The organism is Microvirga arvi (genome assembly GCF_016892765.1).
Taxonomy (GTDB): domain Bacteria; phylum Pseudomonadota; class Alphaproteobacteria; order Rhizobiales; family Beijerinckiaceae; genus Microvirga; species Microvirga arvi.
The window spans coordinates 1-8697 of the sequence record NZ_JAFEMD010000111.1 but is presented as its reverse complement, the minus strand read 5'-3'; the positions used below and the strand labels follow the sequence as shown (position 1 = coordinate 8697).

The window sequence follows — 8697 nt, the reverse complement described above, 5'->3', positions numbered from 1 at the left end:
GTGGACGGGATCAAATCGGAACCGGGGACGACTTCAAGTCGGTACACATGGACGGATTGCGTCGGTATCCGCAGCGCAAGTCTGGCCCGGCGCGTCAGCGATTCCGATGCGACAGTCAAAAAAGCTAATCGAGCAGGCATACAAACTGGCGCACAATGAGGTAGTCAAGCCGGCCCGTTCCAGGCGGTGCCGCATCCCCGCCCCTTGTGGCAGCCGCAAACTCATCAGGCCAAGCAACCTTGTGAATACGTCCGCGCTGGCACGACCAAGATCCTGACCCTGTTACATCCCGTCTCCGGCCAAGTATGGCTGCACGCAGCACAACACTGCACGAACGCGGTGCTGCATCCCTGGCCGCGCGAGCGTCTCATCGCGATCATAGCAGAATTGCCGGTGCCCGAAGACCGTGATCCATCGACCACGCACACGACGTGGGACCTTTGGCAGGCGGGACTGGCGATGCCGTTTTACCTTGCCGGAGGAGTTGCCGCCCTTTGCGGCTGTTGCTGGTGTGGGACAATCTCATCGGCTACAAGACGCCCGAGTTGGTGCTGTGGCTGTGTGCACATGGCATCAAGTCGTTGCACACGCCTGTGGGGCAGCTGGCTCAACATGGCCGAGTCGATCCAGCGCCTGCTCGAGCGTCGGGCGCTCATCGGGCAGCATCCGCACAGCCCGGACGAAATCGGCCGCTGGTTTGAGCAGACGGTGCGAAACTGGAATCCACAGCCGACACCGTTCGTCTGGAACTGCAAACGCCGGCAGCAGCGACGGCGCTGCGCGAAAGGACCGATCTGTCGCATGGACAGTTCGGGAGCGTGCACGCACCAACTGCTTCGTTCTAGTCGGTTGGGGCAAATATTCGAATGCTAAGTTCCATGGCAAATGAACGACTAAGAGCGATCCCGAAAGTCTGACACCCTCAATCAGATCGTCAGACCTCTCAGGCGAGGCCCTGATTATCCACTATGACCTGGTGCCTCCCACACGGTTCGCCTGGGTGGGTATTCCCTCAAAAAACCGAAGGCTAAACCCATCCGCCGTTTGGCTTTGTCCTCTATCGGGTAGGCGAAGGCTTATTAGGATAGTTATCCTGTCACCCGTCAATGCCAAAGTTAGTGTAGCGGTTCACTAGCCTTGTCGATGAGGGTGGAGTGCCGTACGACAATCTATTCCAAATTGAGTAGTTGAGGTTTAGGGTACAGCAAAGCAATCCGGCAGAATTTGGCGGTCGTCACCTCTTGCTCTCTGAAGTTGCTAACCTCCCAGAAGCCTGCTGTCAGGCGGTTCTGCACCTTCCATTTTTTCTACTTATACAGGAAAGTCCGGCGGGCTTGATGAGATCCACTTTGATGCACTTGATGCCCCTAATAACTTAATAAGTGCCATTACAGTCCTTTGTTGCGCATAATAGGCATGCCTACCAAAGTATCTCCGGCTACGTAGTAGAGACCAAACAATACTTGAATCGGTGTTTATTGCTCGCTCGCGGAGGCTGGAGCGCATACTTGCATTGTCACACTCACGCTTTACTGGATCACTGTAAAAGGCCTTAATCTTGCTCCAACTCATGCCGGGAGTGGCAAGCCAGTTCGGGATATGAATGGAAGCTAGGCGTTTAACATCGGTTGCAACCTTGAACATCCCTGTACCAGAAGCTGGACAAGCGGTCTGGAAGGCATCGCCAACAAGAACAATGCCGTCGCGATCGTAGCCTGTTGTGCAAACTAGATCCATTGACCGGATTTCGACTGGCCCTGTGACTGAAAGGTTGGGGCAGTGCCCGCGTAGCCTTGGCATCAGCAAGGCTAGTTCGCGTTCAGGATTTGCGCGAAAAGCCTTGGTCCAGGGTTCATTGGGCTCTCGATAGGAAAACAAGTTAGCGCGCATCCGGTCACCTACCGGGAACATGGTTAAGTAGGCAGTGCGGTGCTTGTAAGACTCCGGGTTGTAGGTCAGGCCTACGAAGGGAAAGCACTCGCGATGCGCAGCCATATCGAAGCCAATCACTAATGAGTGTCGCGGATTGACCACCTGTCGCAACACACCTGCCTCGCGAAGTAGCGCCTCGCCAAGGCCAGTCGCCAGAACTACAAGACGGCTCTTAAACTCTTGTTCGTCCTTTAATCTCACCGTCTGAATCTCAGAGCTGAGTTCAATTCCAATCACCCGGCCGATGGTCAATTCAATGGTATTAGGTAACCCTGAGCGGAGCCCATTTACTAAATCCGAGTAGTAGGCTGAATACGCACGCTCATGTTTCGTTTCAACCAATCTGCCGAAATGCACGACGCGTACTGCATCGAAAACGCTTACACAGTCGCGGACGGTCGATCCCCATCCGAGTTCCTCGAATGCCGTCATCACCTCGGGCCCGAATTTTTCGCCCCGGAATTCGCGAGGATGAACCGAATGTATATCGATGAGGGCAACGCTCTTGCCAGATCGGGCTAGACCGCCCGCGAGAGTTGTGCCAGCCAATCCTGCACCAATTATCACGACGTCGAATGATGCTGATCTGTGCTTCATTTGGTCAACTCTGGTTCCCCACAAACCATGCAGGAGTATTGCTCAGGCCAGAAAAGGAAGAAACCCGAGCTTTGTCTTAGGCGACGACAATTTCTGGGTAGCGCACTGGTGCGAAAGGGTTCCTGCGGCCACCCGCCATTCGCCTTCGGCTATGTCAGCATCCCGGCATTGTCCCCCAGCGTCATGGACCGCACCGAGAGGGTCTACTCCACGTTCGGTCGTCCTCCTCTGCTGGAAGGTTGCGGACGATCGCTCATGCAGCCTTAGGTGGCTGGACCGTGCAGGCAATCGCCCAGACGAATTCAACCATCTCCCTCGCGGTCGCGACGGTGACCACATTGACGGTCTTGCTCGGCGCAGTCAGCCACCGCTAGCGGGCACACAGCTGCACCTGCGCCTTCCAGGCAATCTCGCGCACCGGCTCGGGCAAGGCCTTGATCTGGTCGGCCTTGTGGCGCCCGACCCGCGGCTTCAGGCAGAACGTTCAAGCATCTTCGACACGCCCTCGTCTTACATGCGCATTGCCGGTCTTGGTGATGCCGCCGCGACGGACCGCCAGGTCTGTCGAGCGTTCCCTCGGCACTATGTCGAAATACGCCATCAGCTGGCGCGGGTTGGCAAAGTAGGTCAAGTCGCTGACCTCGCTGACCAGCACCACTGCGTTGATCAGGGCGATGCCGCGCAGAACCTGCAGGATCTCGATAACCAGACACAGGGCTCAATAGGCCAGAAGCAGCTGGATCTGCTCTTCGAACCGCCTTTGGCGTTGCTCCGCATCGCTGACGGCATCGACATAATCCTGAAAGACAATCTTCTGAGCGGGATAGTCGAAGGCCAGCGTCGACAGCCAGCAGCGGTGGGCCACGCTCTAGGCTCTCGCAGCCCCTTGTAAGCGGCAGTGTCGCAGCAGGAAACCCTGTAGATGCTGACGAGCCCGCGTCAGCACGTGGCGCACGGTGCTGCGCAAGCGGATCAGGTCGCGCATGGCTTCATGGGCCGCATTCGGGATACAGACGGACGTGAGCTCCCCGGCCCAATTGAGGCGGGCCAGCGTGGTGGCGTCGCGACGGTCGGTTCTGTTGTGTCGGGATCAGGGAGGGCGCCACCACAGCGCAGCGATGGCCGAGGCCGGTGAGTTGGCGATGAACACCATAGCCGCAGGGGCCAGCCTCGTAGCCGAACGACAGGGTGGCGCCGGGTCGCGCGAGTCAGGCGCACAGCTTGCTAATGGCCGCCGGATCTTTGCCAATCTGGCGAGGTATTCCACGGTGCCGCCGCGCCCGCTCTCGGCCACCGCGACCGAGATCTGATCCTTGTGGACATCTAATCCCACAAATCTGGTATGCTTCATCAGGCCCGTCTCTTATGTATGAGGCTCTGCACCGGCTGTGCCGGCTTAACCCTCGTACCGTTGCATATCGGATGACAGGCCGCCTTCGCCCCGCAATCATAGGGACTAGGGTGTGTTATAACTTGAACTGATTGGATCGGTTTGCGTTTTGCTCCTCCGCGTCAAGTTGGAGCAATGCTCAGCGATGCTACGACTGCCTCCATGTGGCCATCGATGATTCTACCCGGCTGGCCTATGTCGAGGTGCTGCCGGATGAGACCGCCGCTCGACCACACCCTATCTGGTCCGAATCTTGCCCTGGTTTAGAGCGCAAGGCATCCGGTTCGAGCAGATGATGACGGACAGTGGCTCAGGTTACGTCGCACGGCTGTTCCGCAAGGCGCTGCGGCGGCTCGGGATCCGGCACATCCGAACCCGGACCTATACGCCGAAAACCAAGGGTAAGGCGGAGCGCTTCATTCAGACACTTCTGCGAGAATGGGCCTATGCAATCCCATTCGTCTCGTCGGATGCTCGGGCTGCTGATCTGCCGCGGTGGCTCACATGGTACAATCAGCAACGCCCACATGGTCGTCTCAGCCGACGACACGGGCTCAGGCTCTCGCCGGAACAACCTGATTAGAACTCACACCCAACTGGCTGTCATCACGCAGAAACTTCACTTATCCCGCTGTCCAAAATCGTTGTGCCAGTTCTCCCAAGTTCGTTCTCCGATAAAGCCGGTAAGCAGGTGACAAGATGGATTTTACTGTCGGATGTTTTTGTAGAGACTCTCTAACATCTACCTTGCTCTTGGCGATCCAGAAGACAAATGGGCTGTTTGCGACAACTCCTTCGATAAGTGGAACACGTCTGTTCGCGAGCTTTGACTTCTGCTCGGTGTCACCCTTCCCGAGGTCAATCATCTTGATCCCAATCTTTGAACCTTGTGAGATCATTTCAGACAGCAGAAGCATTCCTGGCGAGTAATATCGAAATTGTGTGTCATAGGCGGGGAACCAGTAATGGCAGACACTTCCGGATCTCATGCCAAAATGAACCGCGACAGGCCGGCCGCCTGCACGCAGCACTGAAAGTATGCCAGAGAACTCCGGCCCTCGCTTCGCTGCGATCACCTCAGCTAACGACCGTGCCCACGGTCTAGCGAAGAGATCAGGTAGACCGGTCCTGTGATATTGATCCGATTTCCACTCAAGACATTTCTCCAGTATCAAGGGATCGTTCACTTCGAGTTCGACCTCAACTTGCCCGAAGTCACGCTCAAGACGGCGCCATTGGCGTCGAAGATCAGAGTGCAATCGAGAAGAGCCAGGAGGAGCGCTTTGGTCTAAGTCGACAACAGGTGATCCTGCATTGAGGGTGCGCCAACGAACAAAGTTTGATTGATCCGAGGGTACATGATCGAAGTACCAACTTCGCAACCTGCAATCTTTCATAAGAGATGCGACATCGCATTTGTAATCTGATGCAGCGATTAAGCCGTGATAATCTGATACACGACCACCAATAGGTCGCCCAAAACCTAGGGAGTTACGTTGAAATGGAAAAAAGGCGGCGCCGCCATCCACTATGGCAACGAAAGCGTTATCCCGAACCGTTCCCACAGCTTGAGTGAACTCAGGTCGGAAGAACGGGCTGAAAAGGCTAGGGTTATGCTTTTGGATTTCAGCCCAGCGCATAGCTAAATCGCCTCTCAAATCTTTCGCTGGAATGACGACGGTTTCCATAAAGAAGCCTCCTGGCAGAAAATGTCGAGATCAGCACAAGATCTGTAACCGATGATACGCTAATGCAGCACCTAGCAACAACATGTACCCAAAAACATACCAGTGGCGGGAGAGTGAGCAAAGGGGCTAGCCATGTCTACACTATACTCCCACGACCCCCGCCGGAGCATTGCCCGCAGTGTTCAGAAAGGCACCCCGATCCACGAGGTGCCGCTCGTCGCAACCCGGCAACCGTAAAGCTCATGCGGTGGCCGCGCGGAGCCGGTTCGGTTACACCCGAGCGTATTTGCTGCCACCGCCCTGCGCCTGCAGATTGAGGCACTCGGTGATTTATCGCTCGATGAGGGCCGCAACTGCATCAGGAATAGCAGTATGAGCCCTATCACTCGAATTTCCTCTGGTAGACTACTCCTGTCGGAGCCGAGCAGCCTCCGAGGCCCGGCGAGGTTTGTGATATCTATCGCGTCCGAATTTGCGGTAAGCTTTCATCACTACTTCGGGAATGCGAGGTCGCACATGGTTCTGATACACGAACTGCGGAAGCTGAAGCAGGACCGGGAGAACACTTCGGCGAATGATGTATGCATCAACATACTTGTCACGAGGCATGTGCCAGATCCGGTGCGTCTCGAAGTCGCTCATGGGATTGACCTCATCGATTTCCGGACGTGAAAATCCCTCTCTGAATGTAACTTCGGTCAAGAGAGTGCCAGGCCTGCAGTCAGCGAAATCCTCATCAAAAGCGTAACATAGAAGAAAGAGGGACGTGCCGCACAGAACAGCCATTTGCGCCGCAACGAGCCTCTCACCAAGCCGGATTACATGCCATTCCAGGTTGCCCCGTGCAGATAGATTGCGTACCAATGAGGTGTAAAAGCCTGTCACGTCTGCATGGTTCAGAATAGCAGTGCCATTGCGACCTTTCCAGCCAGACGCTTCGAGAGCTAAGAACTCCAGCAGCAAGTCCTCTCCTGCATCTGATCCTCGCCGGATTTCAATCGAGACATGTCCTAGCTTTTCAAGCTTCTTGCGGAAGCGCCTTAGGTTCCGGCCCATATGCCCGAAGTTGCTTAAAAAACTCGCGAAATCTCCCCGCACGTCAAGGAACGAGCATGTCCTGACGCAGCCAAAACGCATGACGTAGCCGCTAGGCATCTTCTTCAGAGCGGACCAGATAGGAGAGTTTTGACGAACAGCGTGGAGGTCGAGCCTAAGATGCCTTGGCTCTTCCCGACGCACTTCGGCTAACAATCCATGTAGAGCCAAGTCCGGTTGATCTGCTGTCAGCGCTATGTCGCCGGACCGTGTATAATCATCAAACGGGGTGCGCAGCAGCGGCCAGCGACGCCCCATGATCGGGTGCGGAGTGACAATCACCGGCAGCACGCCAATTAGCTCGTCACCGGCATAGACAAAACTGCAGAACCAACTCTCATTCGGTCGGAGGCGGTGGTGCAAGAAGGCGTCAACCCATCCAGGCAGCAGGGTTGGAACCTGTTGGGAAGCCTTTGAGGCTAGGCGATCCCAAGCCGGAACGTGGGAAGCGAGAGCATCAAAGTCACGGACAGTACTCGTTCTTATATGATCTTTACCAAGCGCCAAATGAAAGTTCACGGCAAATAATCCTATTAACTTGGAAAGCGACGAGGCAACCAGGAGCCTCATGCCCCCCTGCATGCGGGATTAAATCTTTGCAAAATAAAACCACGAGCAAAGTTCTATTTAGTATTAATTTTTGGTGCTGCTTCAATGTCTGTAGCACCCGCTCTCCACTCCACGCCGTTCTAACAACAATGGCGTACAAACCAGCCGCAACCTGTCTTAGACAAACAGAGTGCCGACTGCCTTCGGCTCCCCTGATGATGGGTAATAGAGGTCTAAACTGCGGTTGTAGGCCTTGGCTCCTTTCTGACAGCCTTGGCAAAGGACCTTGATGCCTCTATTGGAAGCCAGGTAGCTTCTTTCTTCATGTTCATGGCCGATGTTCGAATGCTGCCAATGCGCCTCGTAAAGCCCTCAAAGGCCAATTTTACTGAATCAGCCGCTTAGACGATGAAGAAGTCTTTATGCGTAACCGCAAGACCCTTGGAGAGCTTTGCAATCATTTTCTGCGAAGCGCCACCTGTACCATCGGGATCATAGTAGAGATAGCCGGTCTCGTTATTGTAAATGACGCGATCATCTTGGTCGTGCGCGGCTGATCCACTCCAGAAGGCCTTTGCCTTGAGACTGCCTTTCAATCCCGCCCTGTTGAAGACTGATGCAGCGAGTTGGATGCTGTCGTACTTCACAGAAAAGTCGGTGATCGTGTCCAAATTCGACTTAGTAGGAGCGACATCAAAAACAAACTTATCGTTTCCGCCTCCACCCGTGAGAGTATCCCTGCCGAATTGACCTCTTAGGTAGTCGTGTCCTAACCCTCCGATCAGCTTATCGTTTCCTCGACCACCATACAGATGGTCGTGAAGGTCCCCGCCACTCAGGTAATCGTTGCCGCCATAACCCTTCATTCTGTCGCTTCCAGAATTGCCGAAGAGACGGTCACGTCCTGAGTTCCCCAAAAGCCAGTCGTTTCCGGTCCCACCATTGATCGTTACCGCTCCATACGTGAATCGGGTGGAGGTAAAGTCGACCAAATCATTCCCGGCTCCGGCATTGACCTGTTTGATATTATTTAGCCGTGGGGTGTCATATCCGATTCTGTCCAAAAAGATGAGGTCCGCATTCGATGTACCGACAATCGTATAAGAACCGAGGCTATCGCCCCAAGCAGTGTCAAAACTGGCAATGCCCTGCACTTGTCCCCAGAAGGGTTCGGTCGGAAGGTCACCTGGGCTGCCCACATCTCCCCATTTTTCAGCTATGAATTCTCCAGACCAATTGAGATACTGCATAGTGGTAACCCCTTGTGTATAACTCAGCCAGGTGTTCTCAAGGACAATCATGTATTACGAATTATAATATTGTGAAGAAATATCAAAATACCTCTTATGGGATGATATCCCAAGTGCTTAGAGTCCGTCCCGTAAATCATGAGCACCGTCCCAAGCGGCGGACGAGGAGCATGACGGAAGCAGCGTAGAGGAAGGC

8 protein-coding genes and 1 pseudogene are annotated in these 8697 nt (G+C 54.8%); 2 read left to right on the top strand and 7 right to left on the bottom strand.

Annotated features, from left to right (window positions below):
- Positions 1–1311 precede the first annotated feature (1311 nt).
- From ILT44_RS29095 to ILT44_RS32070, 4 genes and pseudogenes are all read right to left on the bottom strand, one after another.
- The gene (locus ILT44_RS29095; RefSeq protein ID WP_204243099.1) at positions 1312–2529 is read right to left on the bottom strand and encodes an FAD-dependent oxidoreductase; all 1218 of its coding nucleotides are present in this window, start codon (positions 2527–2529) and stop codon (positions 1312–1314) included.
- Between the two features lie 484 nt (positions 2530–3013).
- Entirely contained in the window at positions 3014–3223 is a 210-nt protein-coding gene (locus ILT44_RS29090) for a transposase (RefSeq protein ID WP_255549967.1), read from the bottom strand.
- A gap of 24 nt (positions 3224–3247) precedes the next feature.
- Positions 3248–3394, bottom strand: a complete 147-nt coding sequence (locus tag ILT44_RS29085; protein WP_204243098.1) for a hypothetical protein — start codon at positions 3392–3394, stop codon at positions 3248–3250.
- Between the two features lie 3 nt (positions 3395–3397).
- Positions 3398–3604: pseudogene (locus tag ILT44_RS32070) on the bottom strand (IS110 family transposase); the annotation flags it as partial.
- 67 nt (positions 3605–3671) lie between these two features.
- On the opposite strand from ILT44_RS32070, the gene ILT44_RS29080 reads away from it, so the two are divergent.
- Positions 3672–3839 (top strand): hypothetical protein, encoded by a 168-nt coding sequence (locus ILT44_RS29080; protein WP_204243097.1) that lies wholly within the window; start codon positions 3672–3674, stop codon positions 3837–3839.
- 375 nt (positions 3840–4214) lie between these two features.
- Positions 4215–4502, top strand: coding sequence for an integrase core domain-containing protein (locus tag ILT44_RS29075; RefSeq protein ID WP_204243096.1), 288 nt, complete (start codon positions 4215–4217; stop codon positions 4500–4502).
- Between the two features lie 40 nt (positions 4503–4542).
- On the opposite strand, the gene ILT44_RS29070 is transcribed toward ILT44_RS29075, so the two are convergent.
- The 3 genes from ILT44_RS29070 to ILT44_RS29060 form a co-directional block, all read right to left on the bottom strand.
- Positions 4543–5607: a GNAT family N-acetyltransferase gene (locus ILT44_RS29070; protein WP_204243095.1), complete on the bottom strand. Its 1065-nt coding sequence runs from the start codon at positions 5605–5607 to the stop codon at positions 4543–4545.
- A 405-nt stretch (positions 5608–6012) separates the two neighbouring features.
- Complete coding sequence (locus ILT44_RS31820; protein WP_204243094.1) at positions 6013–7221, bottom strand: GNAT family N-acetyltransferase; 1209 nt, start codon at positions 7219–7221, stop codon at positions 6013–6015.
- A 431-nt stretch (positions 7222–7652) separates the two neighbouring features.
- Positions 7653–8552, bottom strand: coding sequence for a calcium-binding protein (locus ILT44_RS29060; protein WP_204243093.1), 900 nt, complete (start codon positions 8550–8552; stop codon positions 7653–7655).
- Between the last annotated feature and the right edge of the window lie 145 nt (positions 8553–8697).